Source organism: Flagellimonas sp. ABD4_174, from assembly GCF_056160185.1.
Genome location: NZ_JBSWWP010000001.1, coordinates 2,843,658 through 2,864,029, shown reverse-complemented (window position 1 = coordinate 2,864,029; position 20,372 = coordinate 2,843,658). Strand labels below are relative to the sequence as shown.

Genomic DNA, 20,372 nt, shown 5'->3' with positions numbered 1-20,372 from the left:
CTAGGACAGTACTAAAACTACATCTTATGAAAGTAAATGCACAATCGGTAAATTTTTCGGCTGATGGTAAATTGATAGACTTTATCCAAAAGCGAATGGACAAATTGGAATTATTTTACGACAAGGTCATAGAATCGGATGTATATTTGAAAGTGGAAAACACCAGTGCAAAAGAGAATAAGATAGTGGAAATCATGGTGTTCGTGCCCGGGGATAAATTTATGGTCAAAAAACAATGTAAGTCTTTTGAGGAAGCAGTTGATTCGGCCTGTAGTTCCTTGGAAAGACAGTTGGTTAAAAAGAAAGAAAAGCAGCGGGCGAAAGCTTGATGAAAATTTTTCAAAATTTGTTTTGATTAAAAAAATAAATATATACATTTGCAGTCCGTTAGAAATAGCGGGCTTTTTTAATGATGAAAAAGCGGTGAAATGCCGATATAGCTCAGCTGGCTAGAGCAGCTGATTTGTAATCAGCAGGTCGTGGGTTCGAGTCCCTCTATCGGCTCGTAAGTTATTGAAAATTAAGGCGGGGGGATACTCAAGCGGCCAACGAGGACAGACTGTAAATCTGTTGGTTTTTACCTTCGCAGGTTCGAATCCTGCTCCCCCCACAAAAGTTGTTCGTCGGAACAACCGGGAAAAAGGTTTTATTGAAATTTTGGATTGCTTGGACGGTTGTCCAAGAAAAAATGCGGGAGTAGCTCAGTTGGTAGAGCGTCAGCCTTCCAAGCTGAATGTCGCCGGTTCGAACCCGGTCTCCCGCTCTAAACTTGAAATATTGGATTTCGAGTAAAAGGTTGAAGTTTTGGCGAGCTTGACTTGTAACTTTAAACTCTAAACCTGATAACCCATAGGCCGGTGTAGCTCAGGGGTAGAGCGTTTCCTTGGTAAGGAAGAGGTCACGGGTTCAAATCCCGTCATTGGCTCAAAACGATTTGTACACTAATATAAACTAAGATTAAAATTATTTTAAAATGGCAAAGGAAACTTTTGATCGTTCCAAACCACACTTAAATATTGGTACCATTGGACACGTGGATCACGGTAAAACAACATTGACTGCTGCTATTACCACTGTATTGGCGAACGCTGGTTTGTCTGAGCTAAGAAGCTTTGACTCCATCGATAACGCGCCAGAAGAAAAAGAAAGAGGTATTACTATCAACACTTCGCACGTTGAGTACCAAACAGCTAACCGTCACTACGCTCACGTTGACTGTCCTGGTCACGCGGATTACGTAAAGAACATGGTTACTGGTGCTGCCCAAATGGACGGTGCTATTTTGGTTGTGGCTGCTACCGATGGTCCTATGCCGCAAACTCGTGAGCACATCCTTCTAGGTCGTCAGGTTGGTATTCCTCGTATCGTTGTTTTCTTGAACAAAGTTGATATGGTGGATGATGAGGAGCTTTTGGAGCTTGTTGAGATGGAAGTAAGAGAATTGCTTTCTTTCTATGAGTACGATGGTGATAATGGGCCTGTTGTTGCTGGTTCTGCACTTGGTGCTTTAAACGGTGAGCAAAAATGGGTTGATACCGTAATGGAGTTGATGGAAGCTGTTGATAGCTGGATCGAAGAGCCAGAGCGTGAGGTTGACAAAGACTTCTTGATGCCTATCGAAGATGTATTTACAATTACAGGTCGTGGTACTGTTGCTACTGGTCGTATCGAAACTGGTGTGGCCAACACAGGTGACCCTGTAGATATTATCGGTATGGGTGCTGAGAAATTGTCTTCTACCATTACTGGTGTTGAGATGTTCCGTAAGATTTTGGATAGAGGTGAGGCCGGTGATAACGTAGGTCTTCTTTTGAGAGGTATCGAAAAATCAGATATCAAAAGAGGTATGGTAATCTGTAAGCCAGGTTCTGTTAAGCCACACGCCAAATTCAAAGCTGAGGTTTATATCCTTAAAAAAGAAGAAGGTGGTCGTCACACGCCATTCCACAACAACTACCGTCCACAGTTCTACGTTCGTACAACTGACGTAACCGGTAACATCAACCTTCCTGATGGAGTTGAAATGGTAATGCCAGGTGATAACTTGACGATTACTGTTGATTTGATTCAGCCGATCGCATTGAGCGTTGGTCTACGTTTTGCAATCCGTGAAGGAGGTAGAACAGTAGGTGCTGGTCAGGTTACTGAGATTTTAGATTAATCATTTTACAATAATAGTGCACTAAAGGGTGTCCCGGTTTTCTCGGGATACCTTTCAGTGTAATTAAACGGGTGTAGCTCAGTTGGTAGAGCACTGGTCTCCAAAACCAGGTGTCGGGAGTTCGAGTCTCTCCTCCCGTGCAAGCAAAATACTCAAAAATTATGATCACTTACATAAAGGAATCATTAGAAGAACTTAAAAACAATGTTACTTGGTTGGAGCGTAGTAAGGCATCCAATTTAATGGTTGTTGTGGCTGTTTTCTCCATATTGTTCGCTTTGGCGACTTGGGGTGTGGATTCTTTGTTCAGTAACTTGATCACATTGTATTTTGAAAAATTAATAGGATAAAGGTCGATCGATATGTCTGAGGTTCTGGAGAAAAAATGGTATGTGGTAAGAGCGGTCAGTGGTCAAGAAAACAAGATCAAAGGCTATATTGAAAGCGAGGTTGAAAGAGCCGGTTTTGGTGATTACCTCGAGGAAGTTCTTGTGCCTACCGAGAAAGTAGTTCAGATAAGAAACGGAAAGAAAATCAACAAAGAAAGAGTTTACTTTCCTGGGTATATCATGATCAAGGCCAATCTTGGCGGAGAAATGGTTCACATCATTCGCTCCATAACCAATGTAATCGGTTTCTTGGGCGAAGTAAAAGGTGGGGATCCTGTTCCTTTGAGGAAATCCGAAGTAAACCGTATGCTTGGTAAAGTGGATGAGTTGGCCGTAAATACGGACAACGTTTCGATTCCATTTGTGTTGGGTGAAACGGTTAAGGTGATTGATGGACCTTTTAATGGTTTTAACGGAACTGTTGAAAAAATCAATGAAGAAAAGCGTAAGCTAGAGGTAATGGTAAAGATTTTCGGAAGAAAAACGCCATTGGAGCTCAGCTATATGCAAGTTGAAAAAGTTGGATAGAAGAAGAATGGTAGATGTTGGATTTTGGGTTGCTTAAATGTGTTGCTCGAAATTAACCTCTAAAATTCAAACGCTATAATAAAGAGCTGTTACATATATAAAGCTGTGTTGCTTCCAATTGACACACTTTAAATTTAATTAGAAACAATGGCAAAAGAAGTAGATAAGGTAGTTAAATTACAAGTTAGGGGAGGTGCTGCGAACCCATCGCCACCGGTTGGACCCGCCTTAGGTGCTGCTGGTGTTAACATCATGGAGTTCTGTAAGCAGTTTAATGCTCGTACACAGGACAAACAAGGTAAGGTTTTACCTGTTGTTATCACCGTTTACAAAGACAAATCTTTCGAGTTTGTTGTAAAAACACCACCTGCGGCAGTTCAATTGATGGAAGCAGCGAAGATTAAAAAAGGATCAGGTGAACCTAACAGGGTTAAAAACGGGTCAGTTACTTGGGATCAAGTAAAGGCGATCGCCGAAGATAAAATGGTCGATCTTAACGCTTTTACCGTGGAATCTGCAATGAGTATGGTTGCGGGTACCGCTAGATCTATGGGTCTGAAAATAGCCGGACAAAGACCTTTTTAAAATCTTAAAAGCATTATTAAATGGCAAAGTTGACTAAAAAGCAAAAAGAAGCCCAATCCAAAATTGACAAGAATAAATTGTATTCTTTGGAAGAGGCATCCGCTTTAGTAAAAGAAATAACCAATGTAAAATTTGATGCTTCCATAGATTTGGCGGTTCGTTTGGGCGTGGACCCAAGAAAAGCCAATCAAATGGTACGTGGCGTTGTTACCCTTCCTCATGGAACTGGTAAGGATGTGAAAGTTTTGGCATTGGTGACACCAGACAAAGAAGCAGAAGCAACAGAAGCAGGAGCTGATTTTGTTGGGTTGGACGAATATTTGGATAAAATAAAAGGCGGTTGGACAGACGTTGATGTTATCATCACCATGCCAAGCGTTATGGGTAAATTGGGACCATTAGGTAGAATTTTAGGACCTAGAGGTTTAATGCCCAATCCAAAAACCGGAACAGTTACCATGGATGTAGCGAAAGCCGTATCCGATGTTAAGGCCGGTAAAATAGACTTTAAAGTGGACAAAACCGGTATTGTGCACGCAGCAATCGGAAAAGCTTCATTCTCCGCGGACAAAATCGCAGGAAACGCTAAGGAATTGATAGATACCTTGGTAAAATTGAAGCCTTCGGCAGCTAAAGGTGTGTACATGAAGAGTATATACATGTCCAGTACAATGAGCCCTAGTGTTCAACTAGATCCAAAAGCAGTTCAATAACTGGTAGTTCAATTTTTATAACTATGACAAGAGAAGAAAAAGCAACAGTAATAAAAGACTTGACTGCACAGTTGGCCGATAACGCCAATATTTACTTGGCCGATATTTCGGGATTGAACGCTGTGGACACCTCTAACTTGAGAAGAGCGTGTTTTAAGGCAAACATTAAGCTTGCGGTCGTAAAGAACACCTTGCTTGCAAAAGCAATGGAAGCTTCTGATAAGGAATTTGGTGAACTTCCCGAGGTCTTGAAAGGTAACACATCTTTGATGTTTTCCGAAACCGGGAACGCACCTGCGAAACTTATCAAGAACTTTAGAAAAAAATCAGAAAAGCCCGTATTAAAAGGAGCCTTTATCGAAGAGGCGGTATATATTGGGGATAACAATCTTGATGCACTTGTGAACATCAAGTCCAAAGAGGAAGTTATCGGGGATATCATCGGATTGTTGCAATCACCGGCCAAGAATGTTATTTCTGGACTTAAGTCCGGAGGCGGTAAATTGGCAGGTATCCTTAAAACCCTTTCTGAGAAAGAATAATTCGCGCACAATAAACTAAGTATATTTTTAAAAATTTTTATTAAACGATAGAAAAATGGCAGATTTAAAAGATTTTGCAGAACAGTTGGTAAACCTTACAGTAAAAGAGGTAAATGAGTTGGCCGACATTTTAAAAGAAGAATATGGTATTGAGCCTGCTGCTGCTGCAGTAGCTGTTGCTGGTGGTGCTGCCGGTGGCGGTGAAGCCGAAGCTGCTGAGGAAAAATCAGAATTTGATGTAATCCTTACAGCTGCTGGTGGTTCTAAATTGGCGGTCGTAAAATTGGTTAAGGAATTGACCGGTCTTGGACTAAAAGATGCTAAAGAAATCGTTGACAGCGCACCAAAAGCTGTTAAGGAAGGTGTTGCCAAAGATGAGGCAGAAGGTATCAAAAAATCATTGGAAGAAGCAGGAGCAGAAGTTGAGCTTAAATAATCGCTTTTCCCATTAGAACTTGGTTAAGGTCTTTCCATTTTTTGGTTAGACCTTAGCCTATTTATATAAGGAGTGTATAAAGCCGTACACCAACCCACTTAGTAATCACGATCAAAATTTGTCCATAGATGTTCACAAACACTATTGAAAGAGTTAATTTCGCATCCGCTAAGAACATACCGGAATACCCGGATTTCTTGGACATTCAGATAAAATCGTTCCAAGACTTTTTCCAGCTTGAGACTAAATCTGACGAAAGAGGAAACGAAGGTCTCTACAACACCTTCATGGAGAATTTTCCAATCACAGATACCAGAAACCAGTTCGTACTTGAGTTTTTGGATTACTTCATAGATCCACCAAGATATTCCATCCAAGAATGTATCGAGCGTGGACTTACCTATAGCGTACCCCTAAAGGCGCGTTTAAAATTGTACTGTACCGATCCAGAGCACGAAGATTTCGAAACTATCGTTCAGGATGTGTATTTGGGTACTATCCCTTACATGACTCCCAGTGGAACCTTTGTGATCAACGGCGCAGAAAGAGTTGTAGTTTCCCAGTTGCACAGATCTCCAGGGGTTTTCTTTGGACAATCTTTCCACGCAAATGGAACAAAATTGTATTCCGCCAGGGTAATTCCTTTCAAAGGATCTTGGATTGAATTCGCCACTGATATCAACTCGGTGATGTATGCCTACATCGATAGGAAGAAAAAATTACCGGTAACCACTCTGTTCCGTGCCATCGGCTTTGAAAGGGACAAGGACATTTTGGAAATCTTCGACCTTTCGGAAGAAGTAAAGGTTTCCAAATCCGGGCTTAAAAAAGTATTGGGCCGTAAATTGGCCGCTAGGGTGCTGAACACATGGCATGAGGATTTCGTGGACGAGGATACTGGAGAAGTGGTATCTATCGAAAGAAACGAAATCGTACTAGATCGTGATACCATTTTGGAAAAAGAGCATATCGATGAGATCATTGATGCCGACGTGAAGACCATTTTGCTTCACAAGGAGAACAATGCACAGTCTGATTATGCCATTATCCACAACACTTTGCAAAAAGACCCTACCAACTCTGAAAAAGAAGCGGTAGAGCATATTTATAGACAATTGCGTAATGCCGAACCGCCAGATGAAGAAACGGCTCGTGGTATTATCGATAAATTGTTCTTCTCCGACCAACGTTACAATCTTGGAGAAGTAGGTCGTTACAGAATGAACAAGAAGTTGGGCTTGGATATCGGAATGGATAAACAAGTGTTGACCAAGGAAGATATCATCACCATCATCAAATATTTGATCGAGTTGATCAACTCCAAAGCGGAGATCGATGATATTGATCACTTGTCCAACCGTCGTGTAAGAACCGTTGGGGAACAATTGTCCCAGCAGTTCGGTGTAGGTTTGGCACGTATGGCGCGTACCATCCGTGAACGTATGAACGTTCGTGACAATGAGGTGTTTACCCCTATTGATTTGATCAATGCGAAGACATTGTCATCCGTAATCAACTCATTCTTTGGAACCAACCAGTTGTCCCAGTTCATGGACCAGACCAACCCGTTGGCAGAGATTACGCACAAAAGAAGATTATCCGCACTAGGGCCAGGTGGTCTTTCCAGAGAAAGAGCAGGTTTCGAGGTGCGAGACGTTCACTACACGCACTACGGAAGATTATGTCCGATCGAGACACCTGAAGGACCGAACATTGGTTTGATCTCTTCATTGTCCGTATTTGCCAAGGTGAACAATATGGGCTTCTTGGAAACTCCTTACCGTAAAGTAGAGGATGGTAAAGTGGATACTGAAAACCACATTTACCTAAGTGCAGAGGAAGAGGAAGGAATGAAGATTGCCCAAGCCAACATTCCATTGGCAGAAGATGGTACTATTGAAAGAGAAAAGGTAATTGCCCGTGAAGAAGGTGATTTCCCGGTAGTGGACCCAACAGAGGTAAAATATACCGACGTTGCACCGAACCAGATCGCATCCATTTCCGCATCCTTGATTCCTTTCTTGGAGCACGATGATGCGAACCGTGCCTTGATGGGATCTAACATGATGCGCCAGGCAGTTCCATTGTTGAGACCGGATTCTCCGATCGTAGGTACAGGTTTGGAAAGACAAGTAGCTACCGATTCCCGGGTATTGATCAATGCAGAAGGAGATGGGGTTGTTGAGTATGTGGATGCACAGAAAATTACCATTAAGTACGATAGGACCGATGAAGAGCGATTGGTAAGCTTTGACGAAGATTCTAAAACGTACCAATTGGTGAAGTTTAGAAAAACAAACCAAGGAACCAGTATTAACTTGAAGCCAATCGTAAGAAAAGGCGACAAGGTAAAAAAAGGTCAGGTACTTTGTGAAGGCTACGCTACCGAAAAAGGGGAATTGGCCTTGGGTAGAAACATGAAGGTTGCCTTTATGCCTTGGAAAGGATACAACTTTGAGGATGCGATCGTGATTTCCGAAAAAGTGGTTCGTGAGGATATATTTACCTCTATCCATGTTGATGAGTATTCCTTGGAGGTAAGAGATACCAAATTGGGTGCGGAGGAATTGACCAACGATATTCCAAACGTATCAGAAGAAGCAACAAAGGATTTGGACGAGTACGGTATGATCCGTATCGGTGCCGAAGTGAAGCCAGGAGATATTTTGATCGGTAAGATTACTCCAAAGGGAGAATCCGATCCAACTCCGGAAGAAAAACTGTTGCGTGCCATATTTGGTGACAAAGCAGGTGATGTAAAGGATGCTTCATTAAAAGCTTCTCCATCATTAAGAGGTGTGGTAATCGATAAGAAATTGTTCTCCCGTTCTATCAAGGATAAGAGAAAACGTTCCGAAGATAAAGAAGCCATCGCTAGATTGGAATTGGATTATGAGGTGAAGTTCCAACAGCTGAAAGATGAATTGATCGAGAAATTGTTCAGTTTGATCAGTGGAAAAACATCACAAGGTGTAATCAACGATTTGGGTGAAGAAGTACTTCCAAAAGGAAAGAAATACACCATTAAAATGTTGAACGCCGTTGACGATTTCGCTCACTTGGTTGGAGGAAGCTGGACAACAGATGATGCTACCAATGCTTTGGTTGCCGACTTGTTGCACAACTACAAAATCAAATTGAACGATATTCAAGGTAACCTTAGAAGGGACAAGTTTACCATCTCCGTAGGGGATGAGCTTCCTGCAGGTATCATGAAATTGGCCAAAGTCTACATCGCCAAAAAGCGTAAGCTTAAAGTTGGTGATAAAATGGCAGGTCGTCACGGTAACAAAGGTATTGTGGCCCGTATCGTTCGTCAAGAGGATATGCCGTTCTTGGAAGACGGAACCCCAGTGGACATTGTATTGAACCCACTTGGTGTACCATCGAGGATGAACATTGGTCAGATCTACGAAACCGTATTAGGTTGGGCCGGATTAAAGTTGGGTCAAAAATATGCCACTCCAATTTTTGATGGTGCCTCGTTGGATGAGATCAATAAGATTACCGATGAAGCAGGAGTGCCAAGATTTGGACATACTTATCTATACGATGGTGGAACCGGTCAGCGTTTTGATCAACGAGCTACCGTTGGAGTTATCTACATGTTGAAACTAGGTCACATGGTAGACGACAAAATGCACGCAAGATCTATTGGACCGTACTCATTGATCACACAGCAACCATTGGGTGGTAAAGCTCAGTTTGGTGGTCAGCGTTTTGGTGAGATGGAGGTGTGGGCATTGGAAGCCTACGGAGCATCATCTACCCTTAGGGAAATATTGACCGTTAAGTCGGATGATGTTATCGGAAGGGCCAAGACCTATGAGACCATTGTAAAGGGTGAGACCATGCCAGAGCCTGGGTTGCCAGAATCTTTCAATGTATTGATGCACGAACTTAAAGGTTTGGGCTTGGATATTAGATTGGAGGAATAGAACACTATATTACATTAACTATATCATCACCATATTGTTATGGCTAGAATAAAAGATAATAACGCACAAAAAAGGTTCAACAAAATTTCCATCGGATTGGCCTCTCCAGAGTCAATCTTGGCAGAGTCCCGTGGAGAGGTGTTGAAGCCCGAAACCATTAACTATAGAACGCACAAACCAGAGCGTGATGGATTGTTCTGCGAGCGTATTTTTGGTCCCGTTAAGGATTATGAATGTGCTTGTGGTAAGTACAAAAGAATCCGTTACCGTGGAATCGTTTGTGACCGTTGTGGTGTTGAAGTAACGGAGAAAAAAGTACGTAGAGATCGCGTGGGGCACATTAATCTTGTGGTTCCCGTAGCGCATATCTGGTACTTCCGTTCACTGCCAAACAAAATAGGATACCTTTTGGGATTGCCTTCCAAAAAGTTGGATATGATCATATACTACGAAAGGTATGTGGTTATCCAGCCTGGTATTGCCAAAGGTCCAGAAGGTGAGGAAATCCACAAAATGGATTTCTTGACCGAAGAGGAATACTTGAACATTTTGGAATCCATTCCTACCGAGAACCAATACTTGGAGGATACCGATCCCAATAAGTTCATTGCCAAAATGGGTGCCGAATGTTTGATTGACATTTTGTCCAGAATAGATTTGGAACAATTATCGTACGAACTACGTCACAAGGCGAACACCGAAACATCAAAACAACGTAAGACCGAAGCATTGAAACGTCTTCAGGTAGTCGAGGCATTACGTGAATCACAGAACAACAGGGAGAACAACCCTGAATGGATGATCATGAAAGTGATTCCTGTGATTCCGCCAGAATTGCGTCCGTTGGTACCGTTGGATGGTGGTCGTTTTGCCACATCAGATTTGAACGATTTGTACCGTAGGGTAATTATCCGAAACAACCGATTGAAGCGTTTGATGGAGATCAAGGCGCCAGAAGTGATCTTGAGGAACGAAAAGCGTATGCTTCAAGAAGCGGTGGATTCCCTTTTCGATAACACAAGAAAAGCATCTGCGGTAAAAACGGAATCAAATAGACCATTGAAATCCCTTTCCGATTCATTGAAAGGTAAGCAAGGTCGTTTCCGTCAAAACCTTTTGGGTAAACGTGTGGATTACTCTGCTCGTTCCGTAATCGTTGTTGGACCGGAATTGAAATTGTACGAGTGTGGTCTTCCTAAAGATATGGCGGCCGAACTTTACAAGCCGTTCATCATCCGTAAGTTGATAGAAAGAGGTATCGTAAAGACGGTTAAATCAGCTAAAAAGATTATAGACAAGAAAGAGCCCGTAGTTTGGGACATTCTTGAAAACGTCCTTAAAGGGCACCCTGTATTGTTGAACCGTGCCCCCACATTGCACCGTTTGGGTATCCAAGCGTTCCAGCCTAAACTTATCGAAGGTAAGGCGATTCGTTTGCACCCATTGGCATGTACCGCATTCAACGCGGATTTTGATGGGGATCAAATGGCAGTTCACTTGCCATTGGGGCCAGAGGCCATTTTGGAAGCTCAATTATTGATGTTGGCTTCACAGAACATCCTTAACCCAGCAAACGGTTCCCCGATTACCGTACCATCTCAGGATATGGTCTTGGGATTGTATTATATGACCAAGCATAAAAAATCCACACCAGAAGAGCCTGTGTTGGGTGAAGGTTTGACCTTCTACTCTTCTGAAGAAGTGGAGATTGCCTTCAACGAGAAAAAAGTATCGCTTAACGCCGGAATCAAGGTTAGGGCAAAGGACTTTAACGAAGAAGGTGAGTTGGTCTATCAAATTATAGAAACCACGGTAGGTCGTGTATTGTTCAACACAGAAGTGCCGGAACAAGCAGGATTCATCAACCAGGTATTGAACAAGAAAGCCCTTAGAAACATTATTGGGGACATACTTGCAGTGACCGATGTGCCTACTACTGCGGATTTCTTGGATAAAATTAAGGCCATGGGATACGATTTCGCCTTTAAAGGTGGTCTATCCTTCAGTTTGGGAGATATTATCATCCCGGCCGAGAAATTGGATATGATCGAAGAGGCCAATGGACAAGTTGATGGTATTATGATGAACTATAACATGGGTCTTATTACCAACAACGAACGTTACAACCAGGTAATTGATGTTTGGACCTCTACCAACGCCATGTTGACCGAGTTGGCCATGAAGCGAATTCGTGAGGACAAACAAGGATTCAACTCTGTGTATATGATGTTGGATTCTGGTGCGAGGGGTTCCAAAGAACAGATTCGTCAGTTGACCGGTATGCGTGGATTGATGGCCAAGCCTAAAAAATCTACAGCAGGAGGTGGAGAGATTATCGAAAACCCGATTCTTTCCAACTTTAAGGAAGGATTATCGATTTTGGAATACTTTATCTCTACCCACGGTGCACGTAAAGGTCTTGCGGATACCGCTTTGAAAACTGCGGATGCTGGATACTTGACCCGTCGTTTGGTGGATGTTTCACAGGATGTTATCGTTAATAGCGAAGATTGTGGAACCTTGAGAGGTATCGAAGTGGAAGCTTTGAAGAAAAATGAGGAAGTTGTTGAAACTTTGGGTGAGAGAATCCTAGGTAGGGTATCCTTACACGATGTTTACAACCCATTGACCGAAGAGCTTGTCCTAAGAGCAGGTCAAGAGATCAATGAAGCCGATGTTAAAAGGGTAGAAGCAGCTCCGATCGAGAAGATAGAAGTAAGATCACCATTAACGTGCGAGGCGCCACAAGGTATATGTGCCAAATGTTATGGACGTAACCTTGCTACCAATAAAATGGTACAAAGAGGTGAGGCCGTAGGTGTTGTTGCCGCTCAGTCCATCGGTGAGCCTGGTACACAGTTAACGTTGCGTACCTTCCACGTGGGTGGTATTGCAGGTAACATCTCCGAGGACAACAAATTGGAGTCTAAATTTGATGGTGTTGCCGAAATTGAGGACCTAAGGTTGGTAGAAGGAGAAAATAGTGAAGGTGGAAAAACCAATATTGTTATCTCCAGAACATCCGAAGTTAAGATTGTTGATCCAAAAACAGGAATTACCTTAAGTACAAACAACATCCCTTATGGTTCTCAGCTGTACATTAAAAATGGCGAGAAAATAGCAAAGGGAACTGTTATTTGTGAGTGGGATCCATATAACGGTGTTATTGTTTCCGAATTCTCTGGAGAGATAGCCTACGAAAACATTGAGCAAGGGGTTACTTACCAAGTAGAAATCGATGAACAGACCGGTTTCCAAGAAAAAGTAATCTCCGAAAGTAGGAACAAAAAACTTATTCCAACCTTGTTGATCAAGGATGGTAAAGGAGAAACATTGCGTTCGTACAACTTGCCGGTTGGTTCACACCTTATGATCGATGATGGCGAAAAGGTGAAGGAAGGTAAGATTTTGGTGAAAATCCCACGTAAATCTGCTAAGGCAGGGGATATTACCGGAGGTCTTCCGAGGGTGACCGAGCTTTTCGAGGCCCGTAACCCATCCAATCCAGCAGTTGTTTCGGAAATTGATGGTGTAGTATCTTTTGGTAAGATCAAGCGAGGTAACCGCGAAATCATTATAGAATCCAAAACAGGTGATATCAAAAAGTACTTGGTTAAATTGTCCAACCAGATTTTGGTTCAGGAGAACGACTACGTACGAGCCGGTATGCCATTGTCCGACGGTTCCATTACACCGGAAGATATCTTGGCCATCAAAGGACCATCCGCAGTACAGCAATACTTGGTGAACGAGGTACAAGAGGTATATCGTTTACAGGGTGTGAAAATCAATGATAAGCACTTTGAGGTTGTTGTAAGACAAATGATGCGTAAAGTTAAGATCCAAGATCCAGGTGATACTATCTTCTTGGAGAATCAATTGGTGCACAAAGACGACTTTATCAACGAAAATGATGAGATTTTCGGTAAGAAGGTTGTGGAAGATGCCGGGGATTCCGAAAGATTGAAGCCAGGGCAGATCTTAACCATACGTGAGCTAAGGGACGAGAACTCTATTCTTAGAAGAGAGGACAAGAACTTAGTGGTTGCAAGAGATGCAGTTGCTGCAACAGCAACGCCGATCCTGCAAGGTATAACAAGAGCATCGTTGCAGACCAAATCCTTTATATCTGCGGCATCGTTCCAGGAAACTACAAAAGTATTGAACGAAGCTGCGGTTAGCGGTAAAGTGGATACCTTGGAAGGATTGAAGGAAAATGTAATTGTAGGACATAAGATTCCTGCCGGTACCGGTATGAGGGATTATGACAGTATCATTGTAGGTTCCAAAGAGGAGTACGATGAGATCATGGCCCGAAAAGAGGAATTTAAATTCTAAATAAAAATAAACCCTGGCCTTTAGGTCGGGGTTTTCTTTTTAAGATAAGAACAGATATGGCTGAAGAAAAGAAGAATCAGAAACAGATCAATATAGAGTTGGACGAGAAAACAGCGGAAGGAACATATTCCAATCTGGCTATAATCAACCACTCAGTATCAGAGTTTGTGGTGGACTTTATTAGTTTGATGCCGGGCGCTCCCAAGGCAAAGGTGAAAAGCAGAATAATCCTAACGCCACAACATGCCAAAAAACTGCTCAAGGCATTAAATGAAAATGTAAATAGGTTCGAAAGTGCCCATGGAACAATTCAGGACTACGAGCAACCTCCGATCCCATTGAATTTTGGCCCTACCGGAGAAGCATAAAAAAAAGCCCCTTTTTTAAAAGGGGCTTTTTTTATTGATTTTATGTTAACCAACCTTTCTCAATTCCCTTTTTAGAGAATAAGATTAGGTAAATCCCAATTATTATCACAATTACGGGCATGGCATATGTAGAAGGTCCAAAAGCTTCCACGGCATTGGAGATAAACAACCAATGGATGAATTGAACCACTGCGGCCAATAGCGAAAGAATAAATAGTGGCCGGGCCCATTTTTTACGCATCAGCAGTCCAATACAGGCCAAAGTTCCGGAGAATACAGCAAGGGCAAATGCTGCCGTGGCCCATGCCGGTATGCCTTCGAAAGCTTCACGTTGTGCTTGGTCTAAAGTTTCTAAGATAGCCTGTTGGTTAAAAGCTTGATTGAGATAGTTGAAAACACCCATTAAATTCCATAAAAGTGCGATAATGCTTACCACCCAGAACCAAGTAGGCGGTTTTACTGTAGTTGTCATAGTTTGCTTAATTAATTGGTTATACCAATCAATGTACAAAAAAAAGAAATATGAATTTGTATAATCAATTCGTTTTCAACCTTGTATGCGTTGGTTAAAAAAAGGATTATTCAAACTCTGAAGTATAGTGCAGTTTTACAGAAGGGTACTTTTGTTGGGTCATCTGTAACGAAAATGGGGAATCTGCCAAAAACACCAATTGTCCTCTTTTGTCTGTAGCCAAAAACTTTTGCTTTACCCTTTTGAACTCTTGGAACTCCTCATTGTTTTCATCTTCTGCCTCTACCCAGCATGCTTTATGGACCGGAAAATTTTCATAGGTACACTTGGCCCCGTACTCGTGCTCCAATCGATATTGGATAACTTCATATTGCAGAGCACCAACGGTTCCAATAACTTTCCTTCCGTTCATTTCCAGGGTGAACAACTGGGCGACACCTTCATCCATTAATTGATCAATGCCCTTGTACAGTTGCTTGGCCTTCATTGGGTCTGCATTGTTGATATATCTAAAATGCTCGGGAGAAAAGCTCGGAATGCCTTTGTAGTGCAGTTCTTCACCGCTGGTTAAAGTGTCCCCTATCTTAAAGTTGCCCGTATCATGAAGTCCCACAATATCCCCTGGATAGGAGATGTCCACAATCTCTTTTTTCTCTGCAAAGAATGCGTTTGGGCTGGAGAACTTTAGCTTTTTTCCTTGTCTTACGTGTAGATAGGGAGTGTTGCGTTCAAAAGTACCTGAAACAATCTTAACAAAAGCCAATCTGTCCCGGTGCTTGGGGTCCATGTTGGCATGTATTTTAAATACAAATCCGGAGAAATCCTTTTCGTCTGCCTTGACCAAACGTTCCTCGGCCTTTTTTGGTCTGGGAGAGGGAGCGATATCCACAAAACAATCCAACAGTTCGCGTACACCAAAATTATTCAGTGCAGAACCAAAAAAAACAGGTTGCAACTCACCTTTAAGATAGGCTTCTTTGTCAAAATCCGGGTAAACACCATCTACCAGTTCCAAGTTGCCGCGTAACTCTTCGGCTGCGTTGGCCCCGATAATTTCTTCAAGCTCTGGATTGTCGAGGTTATCAAAAGCAATTGTCTCCTCGATGTTTTTTTTGCTATTGCCGCTAAACAGATTAATGTTTTTTTCGTAGATGTTGTAGATTCCCTTGAAATCGTATCCCATGCCTATCGGAAAGCTTAAAGGGGTAACGGACAAACCTAATTTTTGTTCTACTTCATCCAAGAGATCAAAAGCGTCTTTTCCCTCACGATCCAATTTGTTGATGAAAACGATCATTGGAATATTTCGCATACGACAGACCTCGACGAGTTTTTCCGTCTGCTCCTCCACACCTTTTGCCACATCAATAACAACAATAACGCTGTCCACCGCGGTGAGGGTCCGGAATGTGTCCTCGGCGAAATCTTTGTGCCCTGGGGTATCCAGGATATTTATCTTTTTGTCCTTATAAATAAACGCTAAAACCGAAGTAGCGACCGAAATACCCCTTTGTCTTTCGATTTCCATAAAGTCACTCGTAGCGGACTTTTTTATTTTGTTGCTTTTTACGGCTCCCGCTTCTTGGATCGCACCACCGAACAAAAGTAATTTTTCGGTCAAAGTAGTTTTACCGGCATCCGGGTGGGAAATGATACCAAAGGTTCTTCGTTTCGCTATTTCCTTTTGAAATTCCATCAACAAAAATTTCGGCAAAAATAGTGGATTTATCTGTTATGCCCCGAATTTTGGCAACGAATCACGATTGTTAATATTATTGGAAAAAAATTACCGAAATAAACCGGTCAAAACGAAAAAGTGAAGTATTTTTCGGCCGTTTTAATAGCACTGACCATTAAAGTGTGGGTTATATACCATTGGTGAATCGACAATCCAGTCAATAATGTTGATGAACATGCCTTTTATCGATTAAAATAGGAGGTGATAGTCAAATAGTTTAACTATGTGACGTAATTGTGTCGAGATGTGTCAAATGGACCAGTGACATTAAAACAAACAAGAAAACCCCAATTTTCTTACAATTACGAGAACCACTTTTTGCCATGGTGATAGTTGACCAAAACTTATCATTTATGGACAAAATTACTTTTGTGAGACTAAATAACCCGCTACACAAGCAGTTCGTGTTTACGATGTTCTTTGTGGTATGTGGCTTTGCATCACATTTTAGTGCAGCCAATACTTATGATTTTATAACTCCCTTAGGTCTCGATCTAGAAAATAGCTATAGCTCTCAATCCCTTACATTTGATTTTCAGCGAACTTCGTTATGGAATCCTTTGTCGTTTTGTTACGGAAGCGACGATTGTGATGGCGATGGGGTTACCACAGATCAAGAAAATATAGATGGTACAGACCCAAATGACCCATGCGATTTTGTTTTGGCTCACCAGAACTGTGCACCGTCCGATAAATGGAAAAAAATGGACTGTGATGGCGATGGGGTTACCAATGGCAGGGAAAAGCATGACGGTACTGATCCCTTGGATCCTTGTGATTTTGTTTTGGCACACCAGAACTGTTCGCCGTCTTACAAATGGAAAAAAATGGATTGTGATGGCGATGGGGTTACTAATGGCAGGGAAAAGCATGACGGTACAGATCCACTAGATCCTTGCGATTTTGTTTTGGAGCACCAGGATTGTGCACCGTCCCAGGAATGGAAGAACTTGGATTGTGATGGCGATGGGGTAAGTAATGGTCAGGAAAAAGAAGACGGTACAAATCCACTAGATCCTTGCGATTTTGTTTTGGAGCACCAGGATTGTGCACCGTCCCAGGAATGGAAGAACTTGGATTGTGATGGAGATGGGGTCACTAACGGCGATGAGAAGGAAGATGGCACAGACCCATTGGATTCATGCGAATATAACCCGGATAGTGTAACCCTACCACAAAGTGGGGACTATCTGGATGCTGATTGTGATGGCGACGGGGTTACCAACGGCGACGAGATAGAAGATGGAACCAATCCTTTGGATTCCTGTGATTTTAAACTGGAAAGTCAAACCGTCACCCCCGATTCTACTTGGATAGACGCCGATTGTGATGGAGATGGGGTCACCAACGGCGATGAGAAGGAAGATGGTACGGATCCTTTAGATCCGTGCGATTATAATCCAGAAAGTGTTACCCTGCCGCAATCTGCAAATTGGGAATCCCTTGATTGTGATGGCGACGGAAACCCCAATGATATGGACCCTGACCCTTTGACGGTAAATGCCAATGACGATTTTGGTTCGACACCCGCAACTATTGAGGTTGCAATAAACATTTTGGAGAATGATGATTTTCTTCCCAACAATGCACCTAACAATGTCGGTGTTACCAATATTGAAAGAATTGGAGGTAGCGCTGTTGGAGTAGTTGTTTTTAATAATGATACTGGTTTTGTTAACTATATACCAGAAACGTCTGAATCAAATTCCACGGTTTCCATAGTGTATCAGGTGTGCAACATACTGCCCGACCCAAGTGTGTGCGCAACTGCCACGATTTATATAGAAATCGGAGCTAATGTACTGGATGCCGTAGATGATACCTTTACGGCGGAAACGGGAGATGGGGGGACCATTCCGAACAGCAATGTGCTATCCAACGATACGTACAATGGAGAACCTGTTTCCTTGGAAGATGTTGTGCTGACCTCCACGCCAACGGACCAGTTGACCATCAATGCGGACGGTACGATCAACGTAGTCCCCGGAACCGAGGCGGGAACCTATACCATTGAATACACGATATGCGATGTAGCCGATTCCGGCAATTGCGATACCGCTACGGTTACCGTTGAGGTGCTTCAAGGACCGGGCAATGTACTGGATGCCGTAGATGATATGTTTACGGCGGAAACGGGAGATGGGGGAACCATTCCGAACAGCAATGTGCTATCCAACGATACGTACAATGGAGAACCTGTTTCCTTGGAAGATGTTGTGTTGACCTCCACGCCAACGGACCAGTTGACCATCAATGCGGACGGGACCATCAGCGTAGTCCCCGGAACCGAGGCGGGAACCTATACCATTGAATACACGATATGCGATGTAGCCGATTCCGGCAATTGCGATACCGCTACGGTGACCGTTGAGGTGCTCCAAGGACCGAGCAATGTGCTGGATGCCGTAGATGATGCCTTTACGGCGGAAACGGGAGATGGGGGGACCATTCCGAACAGCAATGTGCTATCCAACGATACATATAATGGAGAACCTGTTTCCTTGGAAGATGTTGTGTTGACCTCCACGCCAACGGACCAGTTGACCATCAATGTGGATGGGACCATCAGCGTAGTCCCCGGAACCGAGGCGGGAACCTATACCATTGAATACACGATATGCGATGTAGCCGATTCCGGCAATTGCGATACCGCTACGGTGACCGTTGAGGTGCTCCAAGGACCGAGCAATGTGCTGGATGCCGTAGATGATGCCTTTACGGCGGAAACGGGAGATGGGGGGACCATTCCGAACAGCAATGTGCTATCCAACGATACATATAATGGAGAACCTGTTTCCTTGGAAGATGTTGTGTTGACCTCCACGCCAACGGACCAGTTGACCATCAATGTGGACGGTACGATCAACGTAGTCCCCGGAACCGAGGCGGGAACCTATACCATTGAATACACGATTTGCGATGTGATGGATGTCAATAATTGTGATACAGCAACGGTAACCGTTGAAGTTTCAGAAGGTATGGGTAACACTATTGATGCCGTAGATGATGCCTTTACGGCGGAAACGGGAGATGGGGGGACCATTCCGAACAGCAATGTGCTATTCAACGATACATATAATGGAGAACCTGTTTCCTTGGAAGATGTTGTGTTGACCTCCACGCCAACGGACCAGCTGACCATCAATGCGGACGGTACGATCAACGTAGTCCCCGGAACCGAGGCGGGAACCTATACCATTGAATACACGATATGCGATGTGATGGATGTCAATAATTGTGATACAGCAACGGTAACCGTTGAAGTTTCAGAAGGTATGGGTAACACTATTGATGCCGTAGATGATGCCTTTACGGCGGAAACGGGAGATGGGGGGACCATTCCGAACAGCAATGTACTATCCAACGATACATATAATGGAGAACCTGTTTCCTTGGCAGATGTTGTGTTGACCTCCACACCAACGGACCAGTTGACCATCAATGCGGACGGGACCATCAGCGTAGTCCCCGGAACCGAGGCGGGAACCTATATCATTGAATACACGATTTGCGATGTGATGGATGTCAATAATTGTGATACAGCAACAGTGGCCGTTGAGATTATAGAAGGGATGGAAAATGTAATTGATGCAGTGGACGATACCTATAATGCTGGAATCGGCGGGGGACCAATAGAAAATAGTAATGTTCTGGACAACGATACCCTCAATGACAATCCCGTTTCAATTACTGATGTTATACTCACATCGACACCTACAAACGAATTGTCTGTCGAAGAAGATGGCAGTATAAGGGTGTTCCCTGGTACACCGGTAGGAATATATACCATAGAATATACCATTTGCGAAGCTGCAAACGGAAATAATTGTGACACTGCTATAGTTACGGTGATTGTAGAAGAAATCGAAGTAAATCAAATGTTGACCCCTAATGGAGACCTTAAGAACGATTTCCTATTTATTCGAGGGGTCGAGTACATAAAGTCGAGCACATTGAAAATATTCAACCGTTGGGGAACCCAAGTTTTCGAAAGTGCCAATTACGATAACGTGAACAATGTTTTTGATGGACGGGTTCGAGGTAAATCGGCTATTAGCGTTAATGATTATCTACCGGCCGGGGTTTATTTTTATATTTTTAACTATGAAACGGCCCAAGGAAGTTTCACGGATTCCGAATACATTTATATAAGCAGGTAACTAT

Annotated in this window: 14 protein-coding genes and 5 tRNA genes; 17 read left to right on the top strand and 2 right to left on the bottom strand. The window is 43.0% G+C overall.

Annotated features, from left to right (window positions below; genetic code table 11):
• The first annotated feature begins 26 nt into the window (after nt 1-26).
• The 16 genes from hpf to ACXAFK_RS12670 all read left to right on the top strand — a co-directional run bounded on the left by hpf (nt 27) and on the right by ACXAFK_RS12670 (nt 13,998).
• On the top strand, nt 27-329 hold the full coding sequence (gene hpf / locus ACXAFK_RS12745; RefSeq protein WP_224837688.1) for a ribosome hibernation-promoting factor, HPF/YfiA family: 303 nt from the start codon (nt 27-29) through the stop codon (nt 327-329).
• A gap of 101 nt (nt 330-430) precedes the next feature.
• Nucleotides 431-504: transfer RNA gene (locus ACXAFK_RS12740), tRNA-Thr, on the top strand.
• Nucleotides 505-527: 23 nt separating this feature from the next.
• A tRNA-Tyr gene (locus ACXAFK_RS12735) sits at nt 528-610 on the top strand.
• 80 nt (nt 611-690) lie between these two features.
• Nucleotides 691-763, top strand: a tRNA-Gly gene (locus ACXAFK_RS12730).
• A gap of 90 nt (nt 764-853) precedes the next feature.
• A tRNA-Thr gene (locus tag ACXAFK_RS12725) sits at nt 854-925 on the top strand.
• 48 nt (nt 926-973) lie between these two features.
• Nucleotides 974-2,161, top strand: a complete 1,188-nt coding sequence (tuf, locus tag ACXAFK_RS12720; protein ID WP_224837689.1) for an elongation factor Tu — start codon at nt 974-976, stop codon at nt 2,159-2,161.
• A 67-nt stretch (nt 2,162-2,228) separates the two neighbouring features.
• Nucleotides 2,229-2,301, top strand: a tRNA-Trp gene (locus ACXAFK_RS12715).
• A gap of 21 nt (nt 2,302-2,322) precedes the next feature.
• Nucleotides 2,323-2,511, top strand: coding sequence for a preprotein translocase subunit SecE (gene secE / locus ACXAFK_RS12710; protein WP_224837690.1), 189 nt, complete (start codon nt 2,323-2,325; stop codon nt 2,509-2,511).
• Between the two features lie 12 nt (nt 2,512-2,523).
• The gene (gene nusG / locus ACXAFK_RS12705) at nt 2,524-3,078 is read left to right on the top strand and encodes a transcription termination/antitermination protein NusG (protein ID WP_224837691.1); all 555 of its coding nucleotides are present in this window, start codon (nt 2,524-2,526) and stop codon (nt 3,076-3,078) included.
• A 147-nt stretch (nt 3,079-3,225) separates the two neighbouring features.
• Nucleotides 3,226-3,663 (top strand): 50S ribosomal protein L11, encoded by a 438-nt coding sequence (gene rplK / locus ACXAFK_RS12700; protein ID WP_224837692.1) that lies wholly within the window; start codon nt 3,226-3,228, stop codon nt 3,661-3,663.
• Nucleotides 3,664-3,683: 20 nt separating this feature from the next.
• Nucleotides 3,684-4,376, top strand: a complete 693-nt coding sequence (rplA, locus tag ACXAFK_RS12695) for a 50S ribosomal protein L1 (RefSeq protein WP_224837693.1) — start codon at nt 3,684-3,686, stop codon at nt 4,374-4,376.
• Nucleotides 4,377-4,399: 23 nt separating this feature from the next.
• A complete protein-coding gene (rplJ, locus tag ACXAFK_RS12690) occupies nt 4,400-4,918 on the top strand; it encodes a 50S ribosomal protein L10 (RefSeq protein WP_252080265.1) in 519 nt (172 codons plus the stop codon).
• 55 nt (nt 4,919-4,973) lie between these two features.
• Nucleotides 4,974-5,354 carry a 50S ribosomal protein L7/L12 gene (gene rplL / locus ACXAFK_RS12685; protein WP_119606415.1) on the top strand — a complete coding sequence of 127 codons (381 nt, stop codon included), beginning with the start codon at nt 4,974-4,976 and terminating at the stop codon, nt 5,352-5,354.
• Between the two features lie 128 nt (nt 5,355-5,482).
• Nucleotides 5,483-9,292 carry a DNA-directed RNA polymerase subunit beta gene (gene rpoB, locus ACXAFK_RS12680; protein WP_224837695.1) on the top strand — a complete coding sequence of 1,270 codons (3,810 nt, stop codon included), beginning with the start codon at nt 5,483-5,485 and terminating at the stop codon, nt 9,290-9,292.
• Nucleotides 9,293-9,331: 39 nt separating this feature from the next.
• Nucleotides 9,332-13,630, top strand: coding sequence for a DNA-directed RNA polymerase subunit beta' (rpoC, locus tag ACXAFK_RS12675; RefSeq protein WP_224837696.1), 4,299 nt, complete (start codon nt 9,332-9,334; stop codon nt 13,628-13,630).
• Nucleotides 13,631-13,686: 56 nt separating this feature from the next.
• The gene (locus ACXAFK_RS12670; protein WP_224837697.1) at nt 13,687-13,998 is read left to right on the top strand and encodes a DUF3467 domain-containing protein; all 312 of its coding nucleotides are present in this window, start codon (nt 13,687-13,689) and stop codon (nt 13,996-13,998) included.
• A 40-nt stretch (nt 13,999-14,038) separates the two neighbouring features.
• On the opposite strand, the gene ACXAFK_RS12665 is transcribed toward ACXAFK_RS12670, so the two are convergent.
• Both ACXAFK_RS12665 and ACXAFK_RS12660 read right to left on the bottom strand, forming a co-directional pair.
• The gene (locus ACXAFK_RS12665) at nt 14,039-14,470 is read right to left on the bottom strand and encodes a hypothetical protein (RefSeq protein ID WP_474957999.1); all 432 of its coding nucleotides are present in this window, start codon (nt 14,468-14,470) and stop codon (nt 14,039-14,041) included.
• Between the two features lie 106 nt (nt 14,471-14,576).
• Nucleotides 14,577-16,166 carry a peptide chain release factor 3 gene (locus tag ACXAFK_RS12660; protein ID WP_224837699.1) on the bottom strand — a complete coding sequence of 530 codons (1,590 nt, stop codon included), beginning with the start codon at nt 16,164-16,166 and terminating at the stop codon, nt 14,577-14,579.
• Nucleotides 16,167-16,561: 395 nt separating this feature from the next.
• Between ACXAFK_RS12660 and ACXAFK_RS12655 the strand changes: the two genes are divergently transcribed.
• Nucleotides 16,562-20,368, top strand: coding sequence for a T9SS type B sorting domain-containing protein (locus ACXAFK_RS12655; protein ID WP_474957998.1), 3,807 nt, complete (start codon nt 16,562-16,564; stop codon nt 20,366-20,368).
• The last annotated feature ends 4 nt before the right edge of the window (nt 20,369-20,372 follow it).

Excerpts from the sequence above, each read along its gene's own strand:
- rplK (WP_224837692.1), top strand. The coding sequence starts at position 3,226 with ATGGCAAAAGAAGTAGATAAGGTAGTTAAATTACAAGTTAGGGGAGGT.
- rpoB (WP_224837695.1), top strand. The coding sequence starts at position 5,483 with ATGTTCACAAACACTATTGAAAGAGTTAATTTCGCATCCGCTAAGAAC.
- hpf (WP_224837688.1), top strand. The coding sequence starts at position 27 with ATGAAAGTAAATGCACAATCGGTAAATTTTTCGGCTGATGGTAAATTG.
- nusG (WP_224837691.1), top strand. The coding sequence starts at position 2,524 with ATGTCTGAGGTTCTGGAGAAAAAATGGTATGTGGTAAGAGCGGTCAGT.
- ACXAFK_RS12670 (WP_224837697.1), top strand. The coding sequence starts at position 13,687 with ATGGCTGAAGAAAAGAAGAATCAGAAACAGATCAATATAGAGTTGGAC.
- ACXAFK_RS12655 (WP_474957998.1), top strand. The coding sequence starts at position 16,562 with ATGGACAAAATTACTTTTGTGAGACTAAATAACCCGCTACACAAGCAG.
- tuf (WP_224837689.1), top strand. The coding sequence starts at position 974 with ATGGCAAAGGAAACTTTTGATCGTTCCAAACCACACTTAAATATTGGT.
- secE (WP_224837690.1), top strand. The coding sequence starts at position 2,323 with ATGATCACTTACATAAAGGAATCATTAGAAGAACTTAAAAACAATGTT.
- rplJ (WP_252080265.1), top strand. The coding sequence starts at position 4,400 with ATGACAAGAGAAGAAAAAGCAACAGTAATAAAAGACTTGACTGCACAG.
- rplA (WP_224837693.1), top strand. The coding sequence starts at position 3,684 with ATGGCAAAGTTGACTAAAAAGCAAAAAGAAGCCCAATCCAAAATTGAC.
- rplL (WP_119606415.1), top strand. The coding sequence starts at position 4,974 with ATGGCAGATTTAAAAGATTTTGCAGAACAGTTGGTAAACCTTACAGTA.
- rpoC (WP_224837696.1), top strand. The coding sequence starts at position 9,332 with ATGGCTAGAATAAAAGATAATAACGCACAAAAAAGGTTCAACAAAATT.
- ACXAFK_RS12660 (WP_224837699.1), bottom strand. The coding sequence starts at position 16,166 with ATGGAATTTCAAAAGGAAATAGCGAAACGAAGAACCTTTGGTATCATT.
- ACXAFK_RS12665 (WP_474957999.1), bottom strand. The coding sequence starts at position 14,470 with ATGACAACTACAGTAAAACCGCCTACTTGGTTCTGGGTGGTAAGCATT.